Here is a 24,382-nt window from a genome sequence, read left to right on the forward strand (position 1 = left end):
TTGGGGAAGAATTAAACAACTCTTACTTTCACTGCATTAAGGCCTTTTTTGCCTTCTTGAACTTCATATTCAACTGTATCATTTTCTCTGATTTCGTCAATCAGACCTGATGCATGCACAAAAATCTCAGATCCGTTTTCTTCTTTGATAAAACCAAAGCCTTTTTCTGAGTTAAAAAATTTTACTGTTCCGTTTTTCATTATACTGGATGTTTTAAATTAAAACCAAAAATAGGATTAAAACCCAAAAACCCAAATTACTGACCAACAAAATTGTTAATTATGCAAAAAAAGATTAAAATGGCAAAGATTATGGCTGCCATTTTACAGTTTAAGGTATTAACAAACATGTTTAACACATTAAAAAGTTTTTCTCTGTGTAATGGGCGAGTACCAATTTATCGGATGTGACCTTAAATTCATGCCATCACTTTCAATGTGATACAAGATGATTGGCATACTGAAATCTACAAAACGTTCTACCTGTCTGGAAAGTTTACCAAGAAAATCCATACTCGATATGCCTTCCTTTAAATGAACGTAAATTACACTGCCTGTTTTAAACTCAAAGCGTTCTACCACTCCTGGCCACTCTGTTTTTATCCTGATGAGGAAAGCTTTGATTTTGGTTTCTTCTTTTAGATTTTCCATAAGCTTATCAGGTTTTTTTTGATATATGCTAATTTAAAAAATTATTTCATATTAGATTAATTGTAACAGGACCTATACAATTTAGGAATGAAAATGATCCGACTTAATGATCTGTCGCCTTGAAGGATAATCTATATAAATCAACAATAATGACAGTAGAAATAAATCTCTCCGAAAGATCGTCATTGCGAGAAGGCTTTTCAGCCGACAGCCTGCCCCGATTTTCGGGGAAGCAATCTTACAACAATCGCTACCAATGTGCGCTTTAAGAATGAAAATGATATAGATAAAAAAGTAGAAAAGCCCTTCAATCCTGAGAGGGCTTTTTCATAGTCGTCTATCCCTATAAGTAGGAATTTCAAAACTAATTAATGCGATTTATATTTTTAGGGGTTGAATAAACTGAACAGATTTTTTTTTCCAGTTCAGTTCATCGTTATTATTTGGGCTTTATACAAGTTAAACGGCCTTAATAAAATATTACTCCACTCCTTTTACACTAGTCGGAATAACATACAACGATTTTGAGGCCGTAATAAATAGTAGGTTTTTATCTTTTCCTCCGAAACAAATGTTACCACACCACTCTTCAGGTACATTAATATGAGCAATTTTTTCGCCTGTAGGTTTGTAAATATCCACTCCTTTTCCGGTTAAATAGATATTTCCTTTGTTATCTAAAGTCATCCCGTCAGAATGCTGGTTAACGATCAGCTGTCTGTCAGATAATTTGGCATCTGCGCCAATGGCATAACGGTAGGTCTTATTGTTCCCCATATCGGCAATGTACAATAATTTACCATCTGGCGTACCCACAATACCGTTTGGCTTAATTACATCATCAGCGACAATGATTGCTTCTTTTTTCCCTTTCGGCAGATAATACACCTTTTGTCCCTGAATTTCGGGCGATTTCCTTGTCCAGTAATCACGTTGGTAATAAGGGTCGGTAAAATATATCCCGCCTTTAGCATCCAACCAGATATCATTTGGACCATTTACTTTTTTTCCTTCATAATCACTGAAGAGTACTTTTATTTTCTTGTTTTTATCGATAGACCAGATCTGGTTATTTTCGTCGGCACATACAATTAAGTTCCCTTTTTTATCAAAATAAGTTCCATTTGCCCTACCTGATTTATCCATGTATAGGCTCAGTTTGCCATTAATATCATATTTCCAGATTTTATCGTTGGGCTGATCAGTAAAAAAAACATTTCCTTGTTTATCAACAGAAGCCCCCTCGGTAAACTTAAACTGTGCAGAAATCAATTTTAAACTGTCCTGCACAAAAATGTTTTGTTCTACACTTTGTGCAAAAGAAGCTAAGCCTAAGCCCAAAAAAGCTAGAGAAAAGAAATATTTTTTCATTTGTATTAATTATTTGATCAGACCTCGCAGGTTTTTAAAACCTGCGAGGTCTATACGTAAAGATATTAACTTACCCGCTTGCCTTTTAGTAACATATTTAATGCATCGTTCAGCGTTCCGGCCTTTTGCACCTCCCCTTCATTTACGAAATAAATTTCATCAGCATTTTCGATCGTATTTAAACGGTGGGCTATAATTACCAATGTTGTTTCTTTCGAAAGTTTATTTAAAATACTGCCTAAAAGTTGTTCGGTTATCGTATCAATATTTGCTGTAGCTTCATCAAGAATCAATAATTCAGGATTTCTAAGCACCGCACGCATAAAAGCAATCAGCTGTTTCTGGCCCAAACTGATACTGTCTGATCCTGAAGTAATCTGCGTATTTAGCCCTTCACCAAATATGGCTAAAAGTGCGTTGAGGTTAGCTTCTTCAATTATTCTCTCCAGCTTTTCATCACTAACCTCTTTATATTGACTATTACCGTACAAAATATTCTCTTTTACAGTTCCCGTAAATAAAAATGGCTCTTGCAATATAAAACCGATTTTTTGTGTTCGTTCTTCTGCAGAAAATGACCTGATATCCTTACCATTTAATAAAATAGTACCTTTTGTAGCATCGTATAATCGTGAAATTAATGAAGCAGTTGTGGTTTTCCCACCTCCGGTTGGTCCAATTAAAGCATAAGTTTTACCCTTTTCGAATCTTAAATTGATATTATGCAGGATTTCTTTGCTATCATCATAAGAAAAATGAACATTTTTAAACTCAAGCAAAGCATCAGAAGTAATATTTTCATCGGTTTTAACCTGTTGTAAGTCGCTCTCTAACGAAAGGATTTGCGATATCCTGTCCCAACCAGCCATAGCGACCTGGAAACTAGTCCAAAGAGCCGCCAGTTGCCTCAGCGGATTATAAAAATTAGTGGTGTAAGAAATATAACTCACCAATAAACCCAGGGTAAAATTGCCCTTAGAAATTAAATAAATACCAAATAGTAAGGTAATTAATTGCGCAATACTCGATAATAGCCCGTAAATAGGGACAAAAATATTATTGGCTAAACCAGCACCAATCGCTGTTTTATAGTTTTCGGTATTGGCTTCGTTAAAACGTTTCCTAAAATAATCCCTGCGGTTAAAGGCGATAATTACTTTAAAGTTGTTCAGGCTTTCCTGTATTTCAGCGCTCATTCCGCCAACACTTTTTAAATTTTTAGCATTTTTTCCTTTTACCCAGGGCGATAAAGCCACTGTAAAAAGAACGATTACCACCGCTGGCGAAAGTGTTGCCGCGCCAAGTTCAGGGTTAATCGAAAGCAGGAAAATACCGGCACCAATCATGGTTACGATACTACCGATAAACTGCATTAGCGATTGCGAAAAAAACTGGTTCAGTTTATCTGTATCATTATTCACCCTCGAAATCAGATCACCGGCTTTGTTCTGGTTAAAAAACGAAACGGGTAATTCCTGTAATTTATTAAAAATGGAATTGCGTAAAGTGTATAACATCCGCTGGCCTATTCCGCCCATTAACCTGGTTTGGATGTAACCGGTAACCATGGCCATCATGTACATCACCAGCAAGATACCGCCAAAAATAAGCACACCATGAAATTGTTTGGTGCGAATATAGGTATCAACCGTATGGCCAACCAATAACGGTCCTAAAAGCAATAAACCTGAATTTACTAAAATAGCAATCAGTGCCAGCCACAGGTTTTTACGTTCGGCTGAAATGAGTTTAAGCAGGCTTTTCAGCGCTTTATAAGTCGATTGCTTTTCCTGCCTGGCACTAAGCTGGTTAAGATTGTAGTTCATAATTACTGGTGCTCTGTTGTGAATTGTAAATCTGAACATACTCAGGACTGCTTTTCAACAATTCCTGATGGGTTCCTTCTGCAATGATTTCGCCCTGCATCAGCAAGATCACTTTGTCGTAATGTTCAACAGAAGCTATTTTTTGGGTAATAGAAAGTAAAGTTAAACCCGGATAATTCTGCTGGATATTCGCCAAAATTCTTTTCTCGGTATTGGTATCAACACGGGCAGTAAAATCATCCAGTAATAAAATCTTCGGATTTACAGCCAGGGCTCTTGCTAACATAATCCGCTGTTTTTGTCCACCCGAAAGACTGTTCCCCCGTTCTGAAACAATCGTATTTAACTGGTCTGGCAAAGCATCTACAAAATCCTTAAGTTCAGCAGTAGCAATGGCCTTCGCCAACGATTCGTCTGTAACAGTATCGCTAAAGGCAATATTTTCCCGAATGCTCATGTTAAACATGATGCTATCCTGAAATACAAAACCAACCTGTTGGTGAAAATTCTCTTGCTTGTATTGTTTAATCTCTTCACCATCAAACAATACCACTCCCGAATCAGCATCAATCAAACCTGTTAAAATATAAAGCAATTGCGTTTTTCCTGCAGCTGTAGGCCCAATAATGGCCGTTTTAGAACCTGCCTTGGCAGAAAATGAAACTGATTTTAAAATTGGTTTCTGGCCGAAATTCATACTAATATCTTTCACTTCGACATCGCCCTTTAACTGTGAAGTTAATGTACCCGGATGGTTGATCTCTGCCGCGTTGAGTACACTTTCTATTCTTTGATAAGATGCCGTAGCCTGTGCAATAACATTACTCATAAAACCGATTACCAAAATGGGAAAGATAATGAGTGTGAGGTAACTGCTAAAAGCGGTAAACTCTCCCAGGGTCATCGAGTTGGTAATTACAAAATGACCACCCAGCACCAAAATGCACAAACCAGATAAATTGGCTGTAAAAACAATAACCGGAATCAAGGCTGCAAACATTCGCAGGATGGATATCCCTAAATCTCTCGCTTTGGCATTTGCATCTAAAAATTTATGGTATTCTAAAGTTTGAGAATTGATTACCCGTATCAGAGCCGAACCTAAAATACTTTCGCTGATTACTTTGTTTAACCAATCGATCACTTCCCTGCTCTTTTTGAAAAGCACTTTTACCTTGCTTAACACGTAAAAAAACGCGCCGCCAATAATTGGCACAATCGCAATTACGCAAAGTGCCAGTTTCCAGTTAATCATTAAGAGCAGGATACTTGCGCCAACAATTAAAAATATAGACGAACAGATAGATACAATAGCCTGCGAAACAAACATTTTAATCGAATCGGCATCGGCAGTAAGGTTGGTAAGCAGTTTTGATGGGTTAGCCTGAATAATGTAGGCATGGCTTTGTCTCGAAATCTGATCAGATAGCCTGGTTCTTAAATCTCTTGCCACACGTTCAGAAGCATAGGTTTGCACAATACTCTGCAAATAAGTAAAAATAAAAACCAGAACAATGGCCAGCGAAAACTGAAGCAGTATGGATTGAAGATTGAAAGTTTTATTGGTGTACGAATCGATACCACTGGCAATAATCTTTGGTAAAAGTAAGTTGATACCGTTACTGAGCAGCGCAAACAGGATTAGCATAAAAATTAAGCCTTTGTAGTTTCCAAGTAAACTGAAAATACTCGGCTTTTTGGCTTCTTTGGTTTTTTCCATATCAATGAAGATACCTTAAATTGTAGGTTCCAAATTTAGCCCAAAGAAATGATTAAATGAGAAAATAATTAATTGGAGAATGATTGAATTTTGAGTGATTGAATGTTTGGTGATTTTTATTAAATCATTCTTCCAAACATTCAATCATCCACTCATTTTATCATTCAATCATTCTCTCATTCAACGATTAAACAATTAACCCATTTATTTACTCTCCTTCAAAACCATATCAATGGTGATGGCAGTGGCCACAATCGCAACTTTTTGATTACTTTCTGCATAACTGGGATCGATAGAAACATTGTATTTATCGGCTGTGGTAAAAACCTCTTTCAAAGCACCAGCCCATTTTTTACTTATTTTGCCCATTTCGACACCTGCATTGTTAGTGATGGTAAAGTTCCAGGCTTTCCAATCGCCAGATATTTTTGCAATCTCCTCCCCAGAAGTTGGACTCGAAATGGTAAAAGTTGGTTTAAATAATTTAAATTTTTGTTTAATAATACCCACTTCAACACCAAGCGGATCGGTAACAAGAATTTTCGACATCCAGAATGTCCAGCCTCTGGTAATGGTTGCCTGTAACTGATCGTTTATATCAGTAATTTCTAATTTAAAAGGCATCATTCGCTTATCAACCAATAAGGTTAGAACCTTGTGCCAGCCAGAAATACGCTGTTTAATAATCCCGATCTGAGTGCCCTGATCGTTATAAACTTTGTACTCGTTCGCAAACTTTAAAAAGTTTACTTTCTCATCAATAAAATATTCGTCGCTTAAAAAAAATGGAGGAATCTGCTTGTTCATATTATAGATTGAATTTTAGATAAGCTGCTAAAATATATATTTTTTTTCATTCCTATTTGAAGTAGCTGCACTCCGTAGCGCATGGGCCAAGAAGGATTGTCATTGCGAGAAGGCTTTTTCAGCCGACGAAGCAATCTTACAATGATCGCTACCTGCGTACGCTTTAAGATTGCTTCGTGCCTCGCAATGACGACCCTCCAAAGATAAACGCGGATAGCAGCGAAAATCTTCCACAGTTTGTCACCCTGAGCGGAGTCGAAGGGCATATAAAAGATGGTTTACTACAACTAAAATTATCTCCAGTCATTTAAAACCAATTTGCAACTAAACATTACTACCTTTGTAGCAAAAGCCATTGAAGAAAATGGTTAGACCCCAATAAAATGATTGAAATAGGAAAATACAACGAGTTAAGGATTTTAAGCAAAACAGAAGCTGGATTAAACTTAACTGACGGCGATAAACTAGTCATCCTGCCTTACCAATACGTTCCGAATGGTGTAGAAATTGGCGATAACATTAATGTTTTTGTTTTTGTACAGAAAGATGGCCGCCTAACGGGAACTACCCAGAAAGCTTATGCAGAAGTAGGCGATTTTGCCTTTTTAAAAGTGGTTTCCGATGGTGATGATGGCGTTTTTATGGACCTTGGTATTGATAAAGATGTATATGTTCCGGATCGCGAGCAAAAAAGGCCAATGCAAAAAGGCTATAAATATGTGGTTTACCTGTATTTAGACGAAAGCAACGACCGCTTGTTGGCTTCTTCTAAACTATATGATTTTGTTGAAGAAGATGGCTTCGATTTTGAAGAGGGCGATGAAGTAAGCTTATTGATTACCGAAGAAACCGATCTTGGTTTCAACGCCATTATCAACAATACTTATATAGGTTTGCTTTACAATAACGAGGTTTTCGATAATATCCAACCAGGCGAAATGCGCAAGGGCTGGATCAAGAAAATCCGTGTAGAAGGTAAAATCGATTTAACCTTACAACCAAGCGGTTATGGCCATATTCTCGATTCGAAAGAGATGATGTTAAGGGAGCTGAAAAAGAGTGGCGGTGTAATTGAACTGGGCGACAAAAGTTCCCCGGAAGATATTTATCATCGTTTCCAAATCAGTAAAAGCGCTTTCAAAAAAACCATTGGCTCATTGTATAAAGAGCGTTTAATCGTACTTTCTGACGATTCGATCAGGTTACTAACAGACGAAGACGCTGAATAGTAATAAAATTAAATTACAAAAGGATCGTCATTTCGAGCGTAGTGCAATGAAGTGGAGAAATCTGTCTCGAGGTAGATCTCTCCACTTCGCTGCATTCCGGTCGTTTGATAAATCAAAGGAGATGACGAAATTTGTTTCTAGCCAGGAAAACACAGATTAACACTGGATAGATCTCCAATCAGTTACTTTACTCGCTTTGTCATCCTGAGCGTAGTCGAAGGACCTACGCGCTCCAGTTGAGATAAAAAGAGTTGCTTTGTGTCTTCGTAACTTTGTGGTAAATCTAATTCAAATTAAATTTCTCGCTCTGAATTTTCACTGCATTAGAAGCCGAAACTATGGCCACAATCATAATTCCAATTACTATCGCCAAAATAACCTGTAAAGTAGAGTAAACCTTGGTTCCTGAAACAAAAATTTCTGATCCTTTAATCAGCTCATTCCCAACTTTAGATTGTATTTTAATGAGCGCCGAAAGTTTAGCTAAAGTCTGTTTTGAGGCATTTCTACCCATCGACTCGTAAATTGCCCTACCCTCTGTGCCAGCCACGTTCAAAATTTTAGTTTCCAATCCTTGCTGAACAGTTAATGCCTTTTTAAGGTCGTTTAAAAAACTTTTCTCCTGCTTTACCAATAAAGTAAGTTCGTATTTATTAATTACCGAATCTATTTTACGGTTGTGTTTATTCATCTTCACCATACCAGTTGAGGGATGAACAGCACTATTGCCCAACACTATTTCCTGAAGGATCTCATTTTTATGATATAGGTTTTCAGCAATAAAATATAAGTCTGTTGCCGGTACCAGCCGGTCATTGTACATTGAAATAAAAGATTCGTTAATCTTTTCTACACTTTTATCCTCTAAAAAACGGATCAGCAAAGTGCAGCACATGATGCAAAAAAGCAGGAAAGCTATTTTTAGCTTGTTCTTAAGACTAAAAGCAAATTTCATATATAATTCGGTTAGTATGTTCGATCATAAGATTATCTCATTTTGCTTATGCACACAAAGGCACGAAAACTCAAAGAAATAACTTTATGGCTAACTTATTTAATTTGTACAGCACGATAACAAAATTGTGCCATAGTGTCTTCGTGGTTATCTTCTCCTAAAAGTAATCTTCCTGCGCTGTCTTCGCGAAAAGCTGGGGCGCAAAATTGACTAAATATAACTCTTTTTTTGCTCGCGTTACAGCGGTATACAGCCATCGTAGAAAATCCAGATCGATCATTTCTTCCGTAAGATAACCCTGGTCTGCAAAAACAGCATCCCACTGTCCACCCTGCGCTTTATGGCAGGTAACAGCATAGGCAAACTTAATTTGCAGCGCATTATAAAAAGGATCGGCTTTAATGGCCAGCATACGCTGTCTCTTATTGGCAATATGCTCATAATCTTCGTTAAGGCCATCAAAAAGCTTTTTATTTTGTTCGTAAGGAAGATTTGCACTTTCTAAATTTAAAGTATCCAACATTACTTTACAGCTAATCTGCCCCGCAGCAGGGAAATCCATAAACTCCAATGTGGCATCGGCAAAACGGAATCCATAACGTTCTTCTTCTCCCCTCACACGAATTACTTTCGCCATATCTCCATTGGCAATAAAAGCAGTATCCTCGTTCTCAGGCAGCCAGAAATAATTATTGCGAACCACCATAATCTGATCACCACCTGTTAATTCTTCTTCGCGGTACAGCAACCTTGCTCTAATCTGCTGGTTATACACATTGGCCGATTTATTGGAACGGCAAACCACAAGGGTATTTTCCATACCGAATTTTCGGTAAGCATACTCCAGTCCTTCTACCAAACGTGCCCCCGCCATGTTGTAAATATCGGTGTAGTTTTTTGTCAGGAACTTAGGCATCGGATTTTCAGGATTTTTGGCAATCTGGTTCCGCAGCATCGTGGCATTGGCCAAAATACCCGATTTTTTTCCCTGCCTAACCACTTCTTTCAATTCAACCGACGAAATTGTTAAGGCGAATTTATCTTTAAGGTACTGCTCATTCAATGCCGGACTATCCAAGCTCCCCACAGGAGGCAACTGTGCCGTATCGCCCACAAAAAGTAAAAAGCAGTTTTTGGTATTGTACACAAACTCCAGCAGATCTCTTAATATGGAAGAGCCTGTTTCATTGAATTCATCGGCAATCATCGAGGCCTCATCGATAATAAACAGCGTATTCTCGGAGAGATTAGGTGCCAGCTGAAACTGCATTTCTGGCGATGCCGCTGAGCGCTTGCGGTAAATCCGTTTATGTATGGTTAGTGCTTTCCGGTATGAATACTGACTCATAACTTTCGCAGCCCTTCCGGTTGGAGCCAGCAACTCACTACGCAGGTTAAATTGTTTCAAAACCTTTACCAAAGCCGCTACAGAAGTAGTTTTACCCGTACCGGCATAACCTTTTAATACAAAACAGCGGTACTCATCATCCTGTTGCAAAAATACCGACATCCGTTCGCAAAAAAGCAATTGTTCTTTGGTAGGTGTATGTTCGTATGCTGAGGCAATAAGCTGGCTTTTATCGGTTAACATGTATTGTTAAATGGTTTTATTGATAAATTGTTTTTGAAAAGCAGTTGCTATGCTAATTTGTTCCGGCAGTCCGTCTTTCCGCTATATCCCCGATGAAAAAATCGGGGGATGCCGCTGTAATACGGTTTAGGTGGCAAAGGTAATGCTCTTTTCTAAGTGCTCCTTACCTCAACAATAAAACAATGTAACAATTAAGCAATTTAAATTATAGAAGTAGTGTTTCAATGCGATGTGCCATTACCATATTTTGCTTTTTACTGTAGCTGAAAATGGTAAAATGGCCGTCCTGAGAGGCAACTAAACCAATAGACTGAGACTGGTCGTTTACAAACTGGGCCACAGAAAAATGGCGGGTACCACCAAGTTGTCCGGGATAAAGAATTTTGTCCTCTCCACCAACAATCGGCTCTGAAAAAGCAATCTGCTCTACCGTAGGTTTCCCCTTTGCGCGACCGATTTTGGCGCCAAATGCAATCAGGTCAAATTCTTCGTTGATGATCGTTGCACCATCAACCGCGGTTAAACCCGCCAAATGCTCAACCTCACGGCGAACAGCGCCCTGCGAGAAAATTTCACTCTGATTTCCGTTCTGTTTCGCCAGGTTAGATAGGCCACAGAATGGAGGTTCTACCAAATACTGTATCGGGTGAATAATAGATTCTTCCCATTTTGTATCTCCTTTTGGTACAATTAATAAGGCCCCACCCCTGCCATGCGCACGCATAGAAACCGAAAACTGGATCAAAATATTAATCGGATCATTCCAGCTAGCCAAAACAGTCAGATCTAGTAATGCCTGCAAAATAGGAGGACAATCTCTATTTGTACAGCTTCTATCGTCAACAATACGAATCTGCTCCCCTTTTAGCACAGCAACGTTGGTAAACTTGCCAATGCCATAAATCCTCCGGTGTTTAATCACGATTAAACCAGGTTCAGAAACATCAACTACAAAACAAAAGTTCGGAATATTAAGGGTTGTACCCCAGATATAAAGTTCTCCATCCTCTTCCCATACCCCTAAGTGGATCCCTGAACGTTCAATCCCAGGTGCTATTTTGGTTAAGGTATTCGCGTTTAACGCTAGTTTTTTCGCAAACCGTAATGGTTTCGAGGTTTGCTCCGGTGGTAAAAAAGCAATCGAAATCCGCGGCGAATGCCCTTCCTCCTTACGCAGACTGCTCCAAAAAGCAACATCAATTATCGCTTCAATTATTTTTTGATCTGGTTGAGTAGCCAAATCTATCTCACCTTGTGCAATCGCATTTTTATGCAGTTTAACAAAATGTTGTTCTATCGTTGCTGCAATCGTGTTTGCCGCTTTATAGGTAGGCTTATAACTCATGTTCCGAATTTAAGCCGAATATTTTGATTTTTGAATATCCGAAAGGTTTGATTTTGGTAAAAAAACTACAGACATTTTTACCACAGATCTTCACAGATATATTTGATGTTCTTTTAACCACAAAGGCGCAAAGAACACAAAGTTAATTGTATATTTTTTGGCGAATATGAATTCACTAAAGTGAACTAAGGTGTCTCAGGTGGTAAAAAGGTTCATTGGGCAACTACAAAGCAAAATGGCTAGGAATTGTTTCCGTGAGCTCCGTGTTTCCGTGGCTAATGATATATCAGTTTACTTATTAAATTAAGAATTTACACAAATGATCTGTGTTTATCCTTTTTATCTGTGGTAAAAAAAACAAAGTAGCAAACTTCCTTTTAAGCTATTAGCCAATAATTCTGTGGTAAAGTCAAAAATTTAACCTCATCTTACGGTTAATCCTTAAAAAACTCTATTTTTGTTTCAATGAGTAACAATAGTCTCTTATTAGTTGATCCGGATTTTAAAGCTGATGCATCTGCAAACTGCCATTTATTATTAAAAATAACGAATGACAGCTTTTCTTATGCTGTGGTTGGCAAGGATACAGAAGAGATCAATATCATTTTTGATCAACAAGGTTGTGATGATATACAGAAAGAATTGAAATCTGCTTTTCAAACCGACAATTATCTATCGTTAAATTATGCAGCGGTAAAAGCGGCCATTCATACCTCGAATTTCATTTTCATTCCTGATGAATGGTTTGATGGAGAGGATCTGACCGTTTATGCTAAGTATTTAGTTTCTGATGCAAAAGTTTATACCAAACACAATGAGAAGCTAGGTTTTAATACTGTATTTTGCTTAGATGAGGATTTAAAAGCAAATCTGCCCGAAAAAACGGATTTATTTCCACAGTCTGAACCTTTAATGGTCTTATTCGATCATTTGGCCGCCGAATCTTTATTAATCGATTTTACAGCAGTATCGTTCAATGTGCTCTATGTAAAAGATAAAAAGATTGTCTTTCAAAACCACTACCAATCAGAAAATGGGGAAGAGTTTAATTATTTCCTTTTGTTAATGATCGAACAACTGGGTTTAACTGATACCATCCCTGTTTATTTACAAGGCATTATAAACGAAGATGATGAGCATTATAATTGCTTATTAAAATACTTTAACCAACTTTATTTCTTCTTTCCTGCTGGAAAACAAAATAGCGAATTACTGGCCGATATGCCTAAACACTATTTCAGCGGTCTCCTTGCTTTAGATTTATGCGAATAATTGGTGGCAAATTAAAGGGCATCCGTTTGCAGCCCCCTGCAAATTTACCGGTACGCCCAACAACGGCTATGGCCAAAGAAGCCCTCTTTAATATCCTGAATAACAAATATGATTTTGAAACCTGCGCCGTATTGGATTTATTTTGTGGTACCGGAAATTTAACTTTTGAATTTGCCTCACGTGGTTCAGAAAGTATTTTAGCGGTAGACATGGATTATGGTTGCGTAAATTGGGTTAAAAACACCGCAAAACAATACCAGTTCGATCAGGTTGATGTCCGTAAAGGCGATGTTTTCAAGTTATTAAAACAAATGACCGGCGCTTACGACCTCATCTTTGCCGATCCGCCCTACAATATGCCAAACATACCGCAGATACCGGTGATGGTTAAAGAGCAACAATTGCTTAAACCCGATGGCTTACTCGTTGTAGAGCACCAAAGTAACATGAAGCTAAACAGCCAGCCGGGTTATACCGAAACAAGGAAATATGGAAATTCTTCTTTTAGTTTTTTCGAATTTAGTTAAATTGTTCATTGGTGATTGACTCGTCTGTTCATTAGATTGATCCACGCTATACGCCAAACGCTCGGCCACAAACTATTCCTGTTTTAACTATAATAATCTATATTTGAATCATGAAGATAGCGCTATTTCCAGGCTCATTTGATCCGATCACTATTGCTCACGTAAACATATTACAACGTGCTACCCCGCTTTTCGATAAAATTGTAGTCGGTATCGGACTCAACAGTTCTAAACAGAATTTCTTAAGTGCAGAGCAGCGTTTACAGATTTTACAGACCGTTTTTAAAGGCTATGAGAATATCGAAATCCAAACTTACGAAGGTTTAACCGTAGATTTCTGCCGAAAAATAAACGCCAAATACATGGTCCGGGGCATCCGTTCAGCTGCTGATTTTGAATATGAACGGGCTATTGCACAGATCAATCAGACCATGATGCCTGAAGTAGAAACCATTTTACTTTTAAGCAAACCCGAATACTCAGCCATCAGTTCAACCATTGTCCGCGATATTTTAAGAAACCACGGCGATGTGAGCCCATTTGTACCCAAAGAGGCACTTGACTTTCTATAGCTTTTGTTAACCACAGATGCGCACGGATAAACACAGATTTAAATCCAGGTTTATCTTATTTACATTATACCCCTCTTTCAGAGTGGTATCCGTAGGACGAAGTGTTTTAACAACTGGTCTTAGCAGCAACTAGTCTTAGTGTCTCGCTAGAACGCGATTTTTTATACATAAAGCTATTTGTATTAAGATTCCCACATGATCGGAAAAGACGACCAATTTAATGGAATCTTATCTGTATTCCCCCCTTTATCTGTAGTTAAATATTATTTTTACTTAACCTGTAACGTTTTCAAAAATCGGTTACCTATTGGGTATACAATGAAAGAAACAGAAAACATATTTCTCAACCTGATCAATCAGCATAAAGGGATTATACATAAGATTTCCAAAATGTATATGAAAGATCCCGAAGAACAGCGTGATCTGTTTCAGGAAATTGTACTGCAGCTATGGAAAGCCTACCCTACTTTTAAAGGAAACAGCAAGTTTACCACATGGATGTACCGAGTGTGCCTCAATACAGCCTTAATCTATTTTAAAAAAGACAATAGAAAAGTCGATAAAGCACCATTGGATGAGAACATCGATATAATGGATGTAAACGAAAATGAAGGAAAAGAAGAAAAGCTGGCCTATTTATACGCTGCCGTTCAAGAATTAAACGCAATTGAAAAAGCATTGATCTTCCTTTTTCTGGAAAATCAATCCCATCGCGATATCGCCGAAAACCTGGGAATCAGCGCGGTAAATGCACGGGTTAAACTCAACAGAACCAAAGAAAAATTACAATTCATCATAAAGAAAAACGGTTATGAATTTTGACGATTTAAAAAACGAATGGAATGCTGAAAATCCTGAGGGAAGCAACATTTCTACCGATATGCTTAAAATAAGACAGGCGCACACCCCTATCGATAAAATCAGGGCAAAAATGAAACATGAATTTTTCTATCAACTGTTTTTTTTGGGGTTTATGGCCTTAATACCTCATTTTTTTGGTTTTTCAACTACTGTTAATCGGGTATACCTCATCACTTATGCCATTACCTGTGGTTTTACGGCTTACTATTTCTTTAAATTTTATGTATTCTATAAAAACTCTTACGATATGAGTATGGACACCCGCAAAAATATCCTCTGGTTCTATTACGAAATGAAACTGAACATTGAGCTATACAAAGCTTTAACTTACATTGTGGCCTTTATTTCAGTAGGGTTTCTTGCTGCCTTTTTATTTATAGAAAAAGCTTGGTTTTTTACAAGCATTTTAGGCAAGTTGTCGCCAGTATATATCCTGCTTAACTGTTTCATTACCATCCTGATTATCGGTGCCATTACTGAACTATGGGCATGGTTTTATTACGGAAAATACCTTAAACAGGTTAAAAAAGTAGTTGATGAACTGGATAACGAATAATTTGCCCAATTAGATCTGTGTTCATCCACTTTATCTGTGGTTAAAATTTAGATGGCTTTGGTGCTGTCTGATGTTACCATCTGACAGCTTGTTATATTAACCGCAGATTTTTTTATTTTAACCTGTGTCAGATAGTAATATCTGACACCACGGCAAAAACGATCTGTGGTTAAAATTTCAGATCCACACTACAATATTCCTCCAAACCTCAACACATCCATAATAGATGGGAATGTATTTTTAATTACTGGAGAAATATGGTTCTTATCCAGCCAAACTGCTTCATCAATGCCTTCTTCTTTTTGAGGAACCAATTTTGGTTCACCTTTAACCTTCATTTTGTACCAGTTGGTTTTCTTGATCACCATTTTATTGCCCATCGGATAAACATGATAGGTTTTACAAAGCTTTTCTTCGCGTTTAAAAACCCTGATTCCACATTCCTCTTCTACCTCACGAACAGCCGCTTCCTTCATTTTTTCGCCTTCTTCAAGCTTTCCTTTTGGAAGATCCCATTTTTTATTTCTAAAAATAAACAAAAAATTACCGTTTGCACTCTCTACCAAACCACCGGCAGCCTTTATAATAGTACAATCTTTCTTTAACTTTTTAAAGGTTTCCTGAGGATTTTTCGTTAAAAAAATATAACTCTTTCTGGAACCATTTTTTAGTTTTTTGTAGAATGTTTCGAGATTAAAATCCTGAAATTCCAGTTGTTGAATTTTTTCTTTTTGCTCAGGCAAAAAATCGGAGATAAACAAAGTGTTATCGTTGATGTAAATTCTATAATTTCTTGGCATATATTTTTAACACACTTTAAACTAACGAAGCTGCTTTTTTAAGATTTCTTTTTGCGAAACCTAATATATTTTGCAATGCGCTAAAAGTAGAAAAATTGTTGGGTTATTTATAGGATATAAAAAAAGGTTACAACAATTAATGTTGTAACCTTATCTAAATTAACGCTCTCAATCAAAGATTGATGCAAGGCTCTCACCCCTTGCTTGCTGCAAATATAGAATAATTTATTTAAGAGTAAAAAAAATTAAATATTTAATTCAATAATAATCCTAAACAGCTAAGACCATACACACTAGAATGTAAAAAAAATGGTTAGGTAACATATATTCGAACATTCAGTTAGAAAACAAGGGTGAATAATTCCCTTAACGATAATATTTTTTCATAATTTTAACGTTTTAATCTGCCATGCCTATACCCTCATTATCCGAAACAGATCTGGAAGCATACCGAAACGATCTTTCTAACCCAGAAAAATCAACGGGAGAACTCTTTATCACATTAACAGGGCTTTATCAGCGTTTTGCCGGTAATGAGCAGCTGTTGGCTAGTTTCGAGTACGCAGCTGAACTGCAAAGTCTGGAAAACAGTTACGCCTCAAAAAAAGACCATTATAATAAAGAAATTACTGAACTTAAAAGGCAGTTTAAACAATTGGATAATCGTATTGTTGCAGCAGAACAAAAGCTCCGCCATGGTATCCCCGACGATTTGATGGTAATGGATAAAATTATAGCGGAGCAAGAATCTATCGTTGAAGATCAGGAAAAGCTTAATAATGCCGAATCATCGATCATGGAGCAAATTAGAAAAATCGATATCGCACATGGAAAAGACCTTCAAAAGCTAGAGCAGCAACAAAATAATAGAAATACGCCACTTAACAGCAAGCTTTCGGCTTTAAATGAACAGATAAAACAGGCTGAAAAAAGCATTACGCTGAAAGCAAGTGCCATATCAATTGTTGCCATTATCGGCATTCCATTAATAATAGATATTGTCTTTGTATCATTAGGATTGCCGCCTTTGAGCAAAAATACCAATAACCTGATCTTCACGCATTATATCTTTTTGATCACACTGATCCTGGTTGAATTGTTTCTCGCAGAAAAGATCAGAAGCAGGATTTCACGCACGTTGTCTATCTCTTATCTTCAAGATTCATTAAGTACGCTTCAAAATTTGCTTTTAACCAACAAAAAACAGATTTCCAAAGTAGAATCTGATCATAACAGCTCTATATCAGCGTTTGTAAAACAAAATTACACTGCCTAGGAACTGACTGATTTATCTGGATAAACAAATAGGGATTAAAGACCTTTACTTCCAGTCTCTAACCCCTATTATTAAGTATTATCTGATATTTAGTCTACAACGTAGCCATATCAATTACGAAACGATAGCGTACATCACCTTTTTGCATTCTATCGTAGGCAGTTTGAATATCTTTCATATCGATCATTTCAATATCCGATACGATGTTGTTCTCCGCACAGAAATCTAACATTTCCTGAGTTTCAGCAATACCGCCAATACCTGATCCTGCCAGACTTTTTCTACCACCCAATAGGCTGAAAGCTGCAATTTCTGCTGGTTTAGGTGGAACGCCTACACAAATATGTACACCATTTGTTCTCAGTAAAGAAAGGTACATGTTAAAATCATGTTCTGCAGATACCGTATCCAATATAAAATCGAATGTACCCTTTGCTGCCTTAACCTGCGCCGGATCGGTAGTTACCACAAAATGATGGGCACCTAACTTTTTAGCATCCTCTTCTTTCTTTGGTGAAGTACTTAATACAGTTACCTCAGCGCCAAAAGCTACACCAAATTTCACCGCCATATGGCCCAAACCACCTAAACCAAGTACAGCCAGTTTATGACCTTTCCCTACTTTCCAGTGTTTTAATGGAGAGTAAGTGGTAATACCTGCACATAAAAGTGGTGCTACAGCAGCAAGGTTTAATTTGTCTGATACATGAAGTACAAATTCTTCTCTTACTACAATCGTATCAGAATACCCACCATAAGTTGGCGTTTTACCATCTCTTTCCAAACCATTGTATGCTTGGGTGTTTCCTTCTAAACAATATTGTTCTAAATCTTGCTTACAGTTTTCGCAAACCTGACAAGAATCTACCATACATCCTGTACCGGCAAGATCGCCCACCTTAAATTTCTTCACGTGATCTCCAACCTTTACCACCCTGCCTACAATTTCGTGACCAGGAACCATTGGGAATATTCCCGGGAACCAATCGTTTTTAATCTGGTGCAGATCTGAGTGACAAACCCCGCAGAAAAGTATTTCGAACTGAACATCATGAGGCCCTACTTCCCGGCGCTCAAAATTCCAGGGTGCGAGATCAGTTTCGGCATTTTGTGCCGCATATCCTTTTGTTGCTATCATAAAAATTTAAATTAATTAGACATAACAAATGTAAACAGCAGTTTGTTATGAACAGTTATACAATTCAAATAAATCATTGCAAAATTCAAACAATACATTATCCCATCAATTCATTTAATTGAGCATATTGAAGGAGCATAATCGTCTTACCATCCTTTATCTCACCAGATTTCATCATTTCAAGCGCCTTTTCAAAGGGTATTTCTAAAACCTCTATATCTTCATTTTCTTCCTGCAGTCCTCCTCCATCGTGCAATTTCATCTCGTTTGAATATGCTGCAACAAAAAAGTACAATAGTTCGGTAACAGAGCCAGGCGACATGTAGGCTTCGAAAACTTTTTCTACTTTATCGATCCTAAATCCGGTTTCTTCTTCCGTTTCCCGTTTGATACAATCTTCCGCATTATCCTGATCTAATAGTCCGGCACAGCACTCAATAAGGTAACCGGTATAATTACCATTAATAAATGTGGGCATCCTAAACTGACGGGTAAGTACAACCGTTTTCGTTTCTTTATTATACAATAAGATTGTGGCGCCGTTTCCCCTATCATAAGTTTCACGTTCTAAAACAGATTTAGCACCATCCACCCCAGTCATCTCAAAAGTTACTTTTTTGAGTGTGTACCAATTATCGGATAATATTTGGGTCTTGAGGATATTTATATTTTTCATGATTATTTTTGATTGATTATGATTAAATTTGATCGAATTAAATCATTATATATGACATTTCAAAAAAGGGCGCATAAAATTCTTGAACTTTTAGAAGCGTTTGGCGAAGTCGAGATCCGGCAGTTAAGCACTAAAATTGGCGTTTCTGAAGTTACCGTAAGAAGAGACCTGACCACTATGGCCGCCAATGGGCTCCTCTACCGTACACATGGTGGTGCCATGAAAATAAGTGAAGTAATTAAGCCGGTTTCATTTGCAAATAAAGCGGCAGTAAATTTAAAGGCAAAAGATGCGATTTGCAAAAGGGCTGCAGCAGACATTATGGATAGCGATGTTATATTTATCGACTGCGGAAGCACGGCCTTTAGATTATGCCAGTTTATCAAAAACAAAAAAATAAAGATAATTACCAATTCGCTACCGGTAGTAAATGAGTTGCAGCACAGCGCGGTAACCGTAAACCTTATTGGAGGTGAGGTTGATGCAGCAAGACAAGCCGTTCATGGAACTATGGCACAGGAACATATTGCCAGATACCATGCTTCTAAAGCCTTTTTAGGTATAGATGGGATCACTGCTGAAGGATTGTATGCAGGTAGTGAGCAAGAAGCTTCGAATACTTTGGCTATGGCATCGCAAAGCGATTGTGTTTATATGCTTTGTGATGCCAGCAAAATAGGAAAAACATCGTATTTAAAATTTAATGATTTATCGCTAGTAAATATTTTAATTACCGACTACAATGGACCTGAAGTAAACGAATTCGGGGTTAAAGGGATATCAGTATTTTCGGTAACCGCTTAGGAATTTAATTAGGAGAATATTCCGTGCGTAATTTCTTCAACAGCATCATCAGCATAAAAAAAGATGGTAAGGAAAGTTGGAGCTTGCGTAATTGCTAAAATATCTTCGCGTTTAATGTGGTTTTCGTTAATAAAACGGGTAAGGCGCTCGTGCGAGGAGAAATAATCGGATTTTAAAACTATCATAAATAGGATATATAAATTAGGACGGCCAACTTTATCAATTGTTACACGCCACACAGCTTTAAACTAATCATAACTTATTTATAGTCTATTTTAAAACCTCCCTATTCTTTATCGTACTGATTTACAGGAAGTGGCAATAAATAGCTTTTACCATCCATCAAAATTTCCAATATTTGTAGCATTAGGAAGTCGTTGTTAATTCAAATCCAGATATTCTTCCCTCACTAAAAACAAAGTGACTTAATAAACGTTATGACAAACACAAATAAATCTGTAATTTTGAGCCATGTATAATAAAAGTGATATTGAATTAAAGGTAGCGGAATTTTTATTACAGATAAAAGCAATCAAATTACAACCAAATAATCCTTTTACCTGGGCATCTGGTTGGAAATCGCCGATTTATTGCGACAACAGAATTACCCTTTCCCACCCTCAGGTTAGAACTTACATCCGTCAGAAACTTGCTCAGGCCATACAAGAAGAATTTGGTTCGGTAGATGTTATTGCAGGTGTTGCAACAGCTGGAATTCCTCAAGGCGTTTTAGTGGCTCAAGAGCTGGGTTTACCATTTATCTATGTAAGAGCAAAAGCTAAAGAACATGGTACCGGAAGTTTAATTGAAGGAGAAGTGGTAGAAGGCCAACGGGTGGTGGTGATCGAAGATTTAATTTCAACCGGAAAAAGTAGTTTACAGGCTGTTGAAGCACTGAGAGCTGCAGGTTTATCGGTTGCTGGTTTAGCGGCAATTTTCACTTATGGTTTCGAAAAAGCAGATGAAAATTTCGCAGCAGCAAAATGTCGTTACCTCACCTTATCAAGCTATGGCGCTTTAATCGATTATGCTGCAGAACACAGCATTATTGCCAAGAGTGATATGGAATTATTAGGCAAATGGCGCTTAAATCCTTCAGAATGGGGACAAGGCCGAATTTTGAGTTCAGAGTCTTAAGTTTGGAGCAAAAACAAATCTATACAAATATATAATGACTGTTATCGAAAGCACAGTAGAAGTTAATAAACCAACTGCTGAGGTTTATACTTTTCTATCCAATATGAACAATCATCAGCAATTAATGCCAGAAAACATTTACAACTGGGAATCTACTGAGGATGATGCACGGTTTACCATCCAGAATATGGCAAAATTGGCCATCAAAATTTCGAGCCGTATCGAAAACCAGGAAATAATAGCAATTCCGAGTGAAAAAGCACCTTTTGATGTAGAATTAAAGTGGACTGTAGCAGATAACGGAAACGGAACAACGACGGCTAAACACATTATCTCAGCAGACTTGAACATGATGATGAAAATGTTGGCATCTGGCCCACTACAAAAACTGGCCGATCACCAAACGGAAAAACTGAAAGAGATATTAGGTTAGAAATTGACTACACATATAATGTGATTACGCATAAAAAAAGACGAATTAAACTTCGTCTTTTTTTATGCGTAAAATTTCCATTGCGTTCTCTTATCAGTACATTATTTTAATACCTTAGTTTTTGAATAACCATTTAACTATGAACCTCAAATTTCTTCAGGTAACTGCTTTATTTTTTGCGCTTGCTCCCACTTCCAAAACATTTGCTCAATCGCTTACCAATTTAAAAACCGAATATTTGGTTAATCCGATCGGCTTAGATAATCCAAATCCACGTTTTACATGGCAAATGAACGATGCCAGCCAGGGAGCCAAACAAACAGCCTACCGCATTCTTTTAGATACCGATTCGGCCACGCTTGTTAATGCCACGGCAAAACTTTGGAATACAGGCTGGGTTAAATCAGATGATAATCTGGTTATTTATTCGGGTCAGTCACTAAAACCTTTTACTAAATATTATTGGAAGATTGATATTGCAGATGGAAGTCAAAGAAAATCAAACAAAGTATATATAGCCAGTTTTGAAACGGGAATGATGAAAATGGAAAACTGGCGTGGCGCGTGGATTTCGGATAACGAAAATACAAAACTTAAGCCTGCACCCTATTTCCGGAATACCTTTACCACAATTAAAAAAATCAAGTCAGCCAGAGCCTACATTGCTGCTGCGGGCTTATATGAGCTTTCTATAAACGGCAAAAAAATAGGCAATCACCGTATGGACCCCATGTATACCCGTTTTGATAGGCGTACATTATATGTTACCTACGATGTAACGAACGCCATTAGCAAAGGCAAAAATGCTATTGGCATCCTGCTGGGCAATGGATGGTACAATCACCAGTCGACTGCAGTGTGGGATTTCGACCGCGCCCCCTGGCGCAACAGGCCAGCTTTTTGTCTTGATGTACGCATTACTTACGAAGATGGCACAACAGAAATCATTAAATCGGGTAAAGAATGGAAAACAACTTTAAGTCCGATTATTTTTAATAGTATTTATACCGCCGAGCATTACGACGCGCGTTTAGAAAAACCAGGATGGAACACCGCCGATTTTGATGATACAGATTGGAAAAATGTGATCTATCGCTCAGCACCATCTAAAAACGTTGTTGCACAGGCCATGCACCCTATCCGCAATGTTGAAGAAATAGCCAGCAAAAGTCTAAGAAAGTTTAATGATACCACTTATCTGTTCGATCTGGGGAGGAATATTTCTGGCGTAAGTAAAATAACCGTAAGCGGTGCGGCAGGGACTGTTATAAAATTAAAACATGGGGAACGTTTATATGCCAACGGACATGTAGATATTTCCAATATTGATGCGCATTACCGTCCGACTGATAATACTGATCCCTTCCAAACGGATATCCTGATTTTAAATGGAAATGGTACACAAAGTTTTATGCCGCATTTTAACTATAAGGGTTTTCAATATGTAGAAGTAAGCAGCTCTGCTCCAATTGAATTGAAAAAAGAAAATCTCACAGGTTATTTTATGCACAGTGATGTACCGGTTGTTGGTGATGTTAAATCTTCAGAACCAATCATTAATAAAATATATTACGCTACCAACAATTCTTATCTATCAAATCTTTTTGGCTATCCCACAGATTGTCCGCAGAGAGAAAAAAACGGCTGGACGGGCGATGCCCAGATTGCGATAGAAACTGGTCTTTATGGTTTTGACGGCATTACCATTTACGAAAAATGGCTTGCCGATCACAGGGATGAACAACAACCAAATGGCGTTTTACCGTCCATAATCCCTACTGATGGCTGGGGTTATGAATGGGGCAACGGACCAGACTGGACAAGTACAATTGCCATTATTCCATGGAATGTTTACCTTTTTTATGGTGATAAAAAACTACTTGCCGATTGTTACGAAAATATCAGAAAATACGTGAACCATATTGACGAAACCTACCCAACAGGTTTAACCACCTGGGGCTTGGGCGATTGGATACCGGTTAAATCTAAATCCCCAGTAGAACTGACTTCAACCTGTTATTATTATGCAGATGTAGTGATTTTGGCTAAAACTGCCAAAATTTTAGGCAAAAATGATGATCACGTTAAATATACAGCACTTGCAAAAAAAATAAAAGATGCTTTTAATGCAAAATACCTGAATAAAGAAAAAGGAATTTACAACACGGGTATCCAAACCGAAATGAGTGTTCCGTTATATTGGAAAATTGTTCCCGAAGAATCTGTTGCTTTGGTTGCCGAAAATTTAGCCAAGCGTGTAGAAGCTGACGGTTTCCACCTGGATGTTGGATTATTGGGTACCAAAGCCATTTTAAATGCGCTAAGCGAAAATGGCTACAGCGATATTGCCTATAAAGTTGCCGCTCAAAAAACCTATCCAAGCTGGGGTTGGTGGATGGAAAATGGAGCCACCACTTTATATGAGAACTGGCCCATAGATGCAAAATCAGACATTTCAATGAACCACATTATGTTTGGAGAAATTGGTGCCTGGTTATACAAATCACCAGGCGGCATTAAGCCTGATGAAAAACAGCCTGGCTTTAAACATGTAATACTGGATCCTCATGTGGTGGAAGGCTTGAATTCTTTTGAGGCTAGTCATGTTGGTCCTTATGGGAAGATTATAAGCGCCTGGAAAAGAACGAAGGATGGAATTAGATATGATATCACCATTCCGGCCAACTCTACTGCAACCATTAACGTACCGCTTACGCGTGGCATGGATATTTATGTAAATGGTAAGATAAACAACATTGGAAAAATAGATTTAGCCGCTGGTAAATATATCATTGAGAACAAAGCCAAGCATTAACCTGGTTTAGGCCAAGAATAA

Annotated in this window: 24 protein-coding genes; 11 read left to right on the plus strand and 13 right to left on the minus strand. The window is 37.7% G+C overall.

Annotated elements, in window-relative coordinates:
* Positions 1-11: 11 nt before the first annotated feature.
* The 6 genes from KYH19_RS12005 to KYH19_RS12030 form a co-directional block, all read right to left on the minus strand.
* A complete protein-coding gene (locus tag KYH19_RS12005; RefSeq protein ID WP_090503206.1) occupies positions 12-200 on the minus strand; it encodes a cold-shock protein in 189 nt (62 codons plus the stop codon).
* A gap of 159 nt (positions 201-359) precedes the next feature.
* Positions 360-650, minus strand: a complete 291-nt coding sequence (locus KYH19_RS12010) for a hypothetical protein (protein WP_219075289.1) — start codon at positions 648-650, stop codon at positions 360-362.
* 480 nt (positions 651-1,130) lie between these two features.
* The gene (locus KYH19_RS12015) at positions 1,131-2,021 is read right to left on the minus strand and encodes an SMP-30/gluconolactonase/LRE family protein (protein ID WP_219075290.1); all 891 of its coding nucleotides are present in this window, start codon (positions 2,019-2,021) and stop codon (positions 1,131-1,133) included.
* A 65-nt stretch (positions 2,022-2,086) separates the two neighbouring features.
* Positions 2,087-3,847 carry an ABC transporter ATP-binding protein gene (locus KYH19_RS12020; protein ID WP_219075291.1) on the minus strand — a complete coding sequence of 587 codons (1,761 nt, stop codon included), beginning with the start codon at positions 3,845-3,847 and terminating at the stop codon, positions 2,087-2,089.
* Positions 3,831-5,567 (minus strand): ABC transporter ATP-binding protein, encoded by a 1,737-nt coding sequence (locus tag KYH19_RS12025; protein ID WP_219075292.1) that lies wholly within the window; start codon positions 5,565-5,567, stop codon positions 3,831-3,833. The genes KYH19_RS12020 and KYH19_RS12025 overlap by 17 nt, the downstream gene beginning before the upstream one ends.
* A gap of 204 nt (positions 5,568-5,771) precedes the next feature.
* A complete protein-coding gene (locus KYH19_RS12030) occupies positions 5,772-6,374 on the minus strand; it encodes an LURP-one-related/scramblase family protein (protein WP_219075293.1) in 603 nt (200 codons plus the stop codon).
* Between the two features lie 383 nt (positions 6,375-6,757).
* Here KYH19_RS12030 and KYH19_RS12035 point away from each other — a divergent pair, with 383 nt between their 5' ends.
* A complete protein-coding gene (locus tag KYH19_RS12035) occupies positions 6,758-7,603 on the plus strand; it encodes a S1 RNA-binding domain-containing protein (protein WP_132401419.1) in 846 nt (281 codons plus the stop codon).
* A 283-nt stretch (positions 7,604-7,886) separates the two neighbouring features.
* Here the strand turns inward: KYH19_RS12035 and KYH19_RS12040 are convergent, their stop codons facing one another.
* From KYH19_RS12040 to KYH19_RS12050, 3 genes are all read right to left on the minus strand, one after another.
* Complete coding sequence (locus KYH19_RS12040; protein ID WP_219075294.1) at positions 7,887-8,558, minus strand: MCP four helix bundle domain-containing protein; 672 nt, start codon at positions 8,556-8,558, stop codon at positions 7,887-7,889.
* Between the two features lie 157 nt (positions 8,559-8,715).
* The gene (locus tag KYH19_RS12045; protein ID WP_219075295.1) at positions 8,716-10,149 is read right to left on the minus strand and encodes an ATP-dependent RecD-like DNA helicase; all 1,434 of its coding nucleotides are present in this window, start codon (positions 10,147-10,149) and stop codon (positions 8,716-8,718) included.
* 205 nt (positions 10,150-10,354) lie between these two features.
* Positions 10,355-11,494, minus strand: a complete 1,140-nt coding sequence (locus KYH19_RS12050; RefSeq protein ID WP_219075296.1) for a putative sensor domain DACNV-containing protein — start codon at positions 11,492-11,494, stop codon at positions 10,355-10,357.
* A 465-nt stretch (positions 11,495-11,959) separates the two neighbouring features.
* Here KYH19_RS12050 and KYH19_RS12055 point away from each other — a divergent pair, with 465 nt between their 5' ends.
* From KYH19_RS12055 to KYH19_RS12075, 5 genes are all read left to right on the plus strand, one after another.
* Positions 11,960-12,766 (plus strand): DUF3822 family protein, encoded by an 807-nt coding sequence (locus KYH19_RS12055; protein ID WP_132401431.1) that lies wholly within the window; start codon positions 11,960-11,962, stop codon positions 12,764-12,766.
* A complete protein-coding gene (locus KYH19_RS12060) occupies positions 12,757-13,293 on the plus strand; it encodes an RsmD family RNA methyltransferase (RefSeq protein WP_219075297.1) in 537 nt (178 codons plus the stop codon). The genes KYH19_RS12055 and KYH19_RS12060 overlap by 10 nt, the downstream gene beginning before the upstream one ends.
* Before the next feature lie 110 nt (positions 13,294-13,403).
* Positions 13,404-13,865, plus strand: coding sequence for a pantetheine-phosphate adenylyltransferase (gene coaD / locus KYH19_RS12065; protein ID WP_025146892.1), 462 nt, complete (start codon positions 13,404-13,406; stop codon positions 13,863-13,865).
* A gap of 318 nt (positions 13,866-14,183) precedes the next feature.
* Complete coding sequence (locus tag KYH19_RS12070; protein ID WP_132401440.1) at positions 14,184-14,687, plus strand: RNA polymerase sigma factor; 504 nt, start codon at positions 14,184-14,186, stop codon at positions 14,685-14,687.
* Positions 14,677-15,282: a hypothetical protein gene (locus KYH19_RS12075; RefSeq protein WP_132401443.1), complete on the plus strand. Its 606-nt coding sequence runs from the start codon at positions 14,677-14,679 to the stop codon at positions 15,280-15,282. The genes KYH19_RS12070 and KYH19_RS12075 overlap by 11 nt, the downstream gene beginning before the upstream one ends.
* A 188-nt stretch (positions 15,283-15,470) precedes the next feature.
* On the opposite strand, the gene KYH19_RS12080 is transcribed toward KYH19_RS12075, so the two are convergent.
* Positions 15,471-16,082, minus strand: a complete 612-nt coding sequence (locus KYH19_RS12080; protein ID WP_132401446.1) for an NUDIX hydrolase — start codon at positions 16,080-16,082, stop codon at positions 15,471-15,473.
* Between the two features lie 409 nt (positions 16,083-16,491).
* Here KYH19_RS12080 and KYH19_RS12085 point away from each other — a divergent pair, with 409 nt between their 5' ends.
* Entirely contained in the window at positions 16,492-17,358 is an 867-nt protein-coding gene (locus KYH19_RS12085) for a hypothetical protein (protein ID WP_132401449.1), read from the plus strand.
* 94 nt (positions 17,359-17,452) lie between these two features.
* On the opposite strand, the gene KYH19_RS12090 is transcribed toward KYH19_RS12085, so the two are convergent.
* The gene (locus KYH19_RS12090; RefSeq protein WP_219075298.1) at positions 17,453-18,496 is read right to left on the minus strand and encodes an NAD(P)-dependent alcohol dehydrogenase; all 1,044 of its coding nucleotides are present in this window, start codon (positions 18,494-18,496) and stop codon (positions 17,453-17,455) included.
* Positions 18,497-18,593: 97 nt separating this feature from the next.
* Positions 18,594-19,172 (minus strand): GDP-mannose pyrophosphatase NudK, encoded by a 579-nt coding sequence (gene nudK / locus KYH19_RS12095; protein WP_132401455.1) that lies wholly within the window; start codon positions 19,170-19,172, stop codon positions 18,594-18,596.
* A gap of 51 nt (positions 19,173-19,223) precedes the next feature.
* Here nudK and KYH19_RS12100 point away from each other — a divergent pair, with 51 nt between their 5' ends.
* Complete coding sequence (locus KYH19_RS12100; protein ID WP_219075299.1) at positions 19,224-19,976, plus strand: DeoR/GlpR family DNA-binding transcription regulator; 753 nt, start codon at positions 19,224-19,226, stop codon at positions 19,974-19,976.
* Between the two features lie 8 nt (positions 19,977-19,984).
* On the opposite strand, the gene KYH19_RS12105 is transcribed toward KYH19_RS12100, so the two are convergent.
* Positions 19,985-20,161: a hypothetical protein gene (locus tag KYH19_RS12105; protein ID WP_219075300.1), complete on the minus strand. Its 177-nt coding sequence runs from the start codon at positions 20,159-20,161 to the stop codon at positions 19,985-19,987.
* 286 nt (positions 20,162-20,447) lie between these two features.
* On the opposite strand from KYH19_RS12105, the gene pyrE reads away from it, so the two are divergent.
* The 3 genes from pyrE (at position 20,448) to KYH19_RS12120 (ending at position 24,361) form a co-directional block, all read left to right on the plus strand.
* Entirely contained in the window at positions 20,448-21,113 is a 666-nt protein-coding gene (gene pyrE / locus KYH19_RS12110; protein ID WP_219075301.1) for an orotate phosphoribosyltransferase, read from the plus strand.
* Between the two features lie 34 nt (positions 21,114-21,147).
* Positions 21,148-21,546, plus strand: coding sequence for an SRPBCC family protein (locus KYH19_RS12115; RefSeq protein ID WP_219075302.1), 399 nt, complete (start codon positions 21,148-21,150; stop codon positions 21,544-21,546).
* Positions 21,547-21,685: 139 nt separating this feature from the next.
* The gene (locus KYH19_RS12120) at positions 21,686-24,361 is read left to right on the plus strand and encodes an alpha-L-rhamnosidase (protein ID WP_219075303.1); all 2,676 of its coding nucleotides are present in this window, start codon (positions 21,686-21,688) and stop codon (positions 24,359-24,361) included.
* The last annotated feature ends 21 nt before the right edge of the window (positions 24,362-24,382 follow it).

The sequence above is a fragment of the Pedobacter sp. D749 genome, from assembly GCF_019317285.1.
In the GTDB taxonomy this organism is placed as follows: domain Bacteria; phylum Bacteroidota; class Bacteroidia; order Sphingobacteriales; family Sphingobacteriaceae; genus Pedobacter.

Bases quoted from the DNA above. Each gene is read 5' to 3' on its own strand.
- KYH19_RS12005 (WP_090503206.1), bottom strand. From the start codon at position 200: ATGAAAAACGGAACAGTAAAATTTTTTAACTCAGAAAAAGGCTTTGGT.
- KYH19_RS12010 (WP_219075289.1), bottom strand. From the start codon at position 650: ATGGAAAATCTAAAAGAAGAAACCAAAATCAAAGCTTTCCTCATCAGG.
- KYH19_RS12015 (WP_219075290.1), bottom strand. From the start codon at position 2,021: ATGAAAAAATATTTCTTTTCTCTAGCTTTTTTGGGCTTAGGCTTAGCT.
- KYH19_RS12020 (WP_219075291.1), bottom strand. From the start codon at position 3,847: ATGAACTACAATCTTAACCAGCTTAGTGCCAGGCAGGAAAAGCAATCG.
- KYH19_RS12025 (WP_219075292.1), bottom strand. From the start codon at position 5,567: ATGGAAAAAACCAAAGAAGCCAAAAAGCCGAGTATTTTCAGTTTACTT.
- KYH19_RS12030 (WP_219075293.1), bottom strand. From the start codon at position 6,374: ATGAACAAGCAGATTCCTCCATTTTTTTTAAGCGACGAATATTTTATT.
- KYH19_RS12035 (WP_132401419.1), top strand. From the start codon at position 6,758: ATGATTGAAATAGGAAAATACAACGAGTTAAGGATTTTAAGCAAAACA.
- KYH19_RS12040 (WP_219075294.1), bottom strand. From the start codon at position 8,558: ATGAAATTTGCTTTTAGTCTTAAGAACAAGCTAAAAATAGCTTTCCTG.
- KYH19_RS12045 (WP_219075295.1), bottom strand. From the start codon at position 10,149: ATGTTAACCGATAAAAGCCAGCTTATTGCCTCAGCATACGAACATACA.
- KYH19_RS12050 (WP_219075296.1), bottom strand. From the start codon at position 11,494: ATGAGTTATAAGCCTACCTATAAAGCGGCAAACACGATTGCAGCAACG.
- KYH19_RS12055 (WP_132401431.1), top strand. From the start codon at position 11,960: ATGAGTAACAATAGTCTCTTATTAGTTGATCCGGATTTTAAAGCTGAT.
- KYH19_RS12060 (WP_219075297.1), top strand. From the start codon at position 12,757: ATGCGAATAATTGGTGGCAAATTAAAGGGCATCCGTTTGCAGCCCCCT.
- coaD (WP_025146892.1), top strand. From the start codon at position 13,404: ATGAAGATAGCGCTATTTCCAGGCTCATTTGATCCGATCACTATTGCT.
- KYH19_RS12070 (WP_132401440.1), top strand. From the start codon at position 14,184: ATGAAAGAAACAGAAAACATATTTCTCAACCTGATCAATCAGCATAAA.
- KYH19_RS12075 (WP_132401443.1), top strand. From the start codon at position 14,677: ATGAATTTTGACGATTTAAAAAACGAATGGAATGCTGAAAATCCTGAG.
- KYH19_RS12080 (WP_132401446.1), bottom strand. From the start codon at position 16,082: ATGCCAAGAAATTATAGAATTTACATCAACGATAACACTTTGTTTATC.
- KYH19_RS12085 (WP_132401449.1), top strand. From the start codon at position 16,492: ATGCCTATACCCTCATTATCCGAAACAGATCTGGAAGCATACCGAAAC.
- KYH19_RS12090 (WP_219075298.1), bottom strand. From the start codon at position 18,496: ATGATAGCAACAAAAGGATATGCGGCACAAAATGCCGAAACTGATCTC.
- nudK (WP_132401455.1), bottom strand. From the start codon at position 19,172: ATGAAAAATATAAATATCCTCAAGACCCAAATATTATCCGATAATTGG.
- KYH19_RS12100 (WP_219075299.1), top strand. From the start codon at position 19,224: ATGACATTTCAAAAAAGGGCGCATAAAATTCTTGAACTTTTAGAAGCG.
- KYH19_RS12105 (WP_219075300.1), bottom strand. From the start codon at position 20,161: ATGATAGTTTTAAAATCCGATTATTTCTCCTCGCACGAGCGCCTTACC.
- pyrE (WP_219075301.1), top strand. From the start codon at position 20,448: ATGTATAATAAAAGTGATATTGAATTAAAGGTAGCGGAATTTTTATTA.
- KYH19_RS12115 (WP_219075302.1), top strand. From the start codon at position 21,148: ATGACTGTTATCGAAAGCACAGTAGAAGTTAATAAACCAACTGCTGAG.
- KYH19_RS12120 (WP_219075303.1), top strand. From the start codon at position 21,686: ATGAACCTCAAATTTCTTCAGGTAACTGCTTTATTTTTTGCGCTTGCT.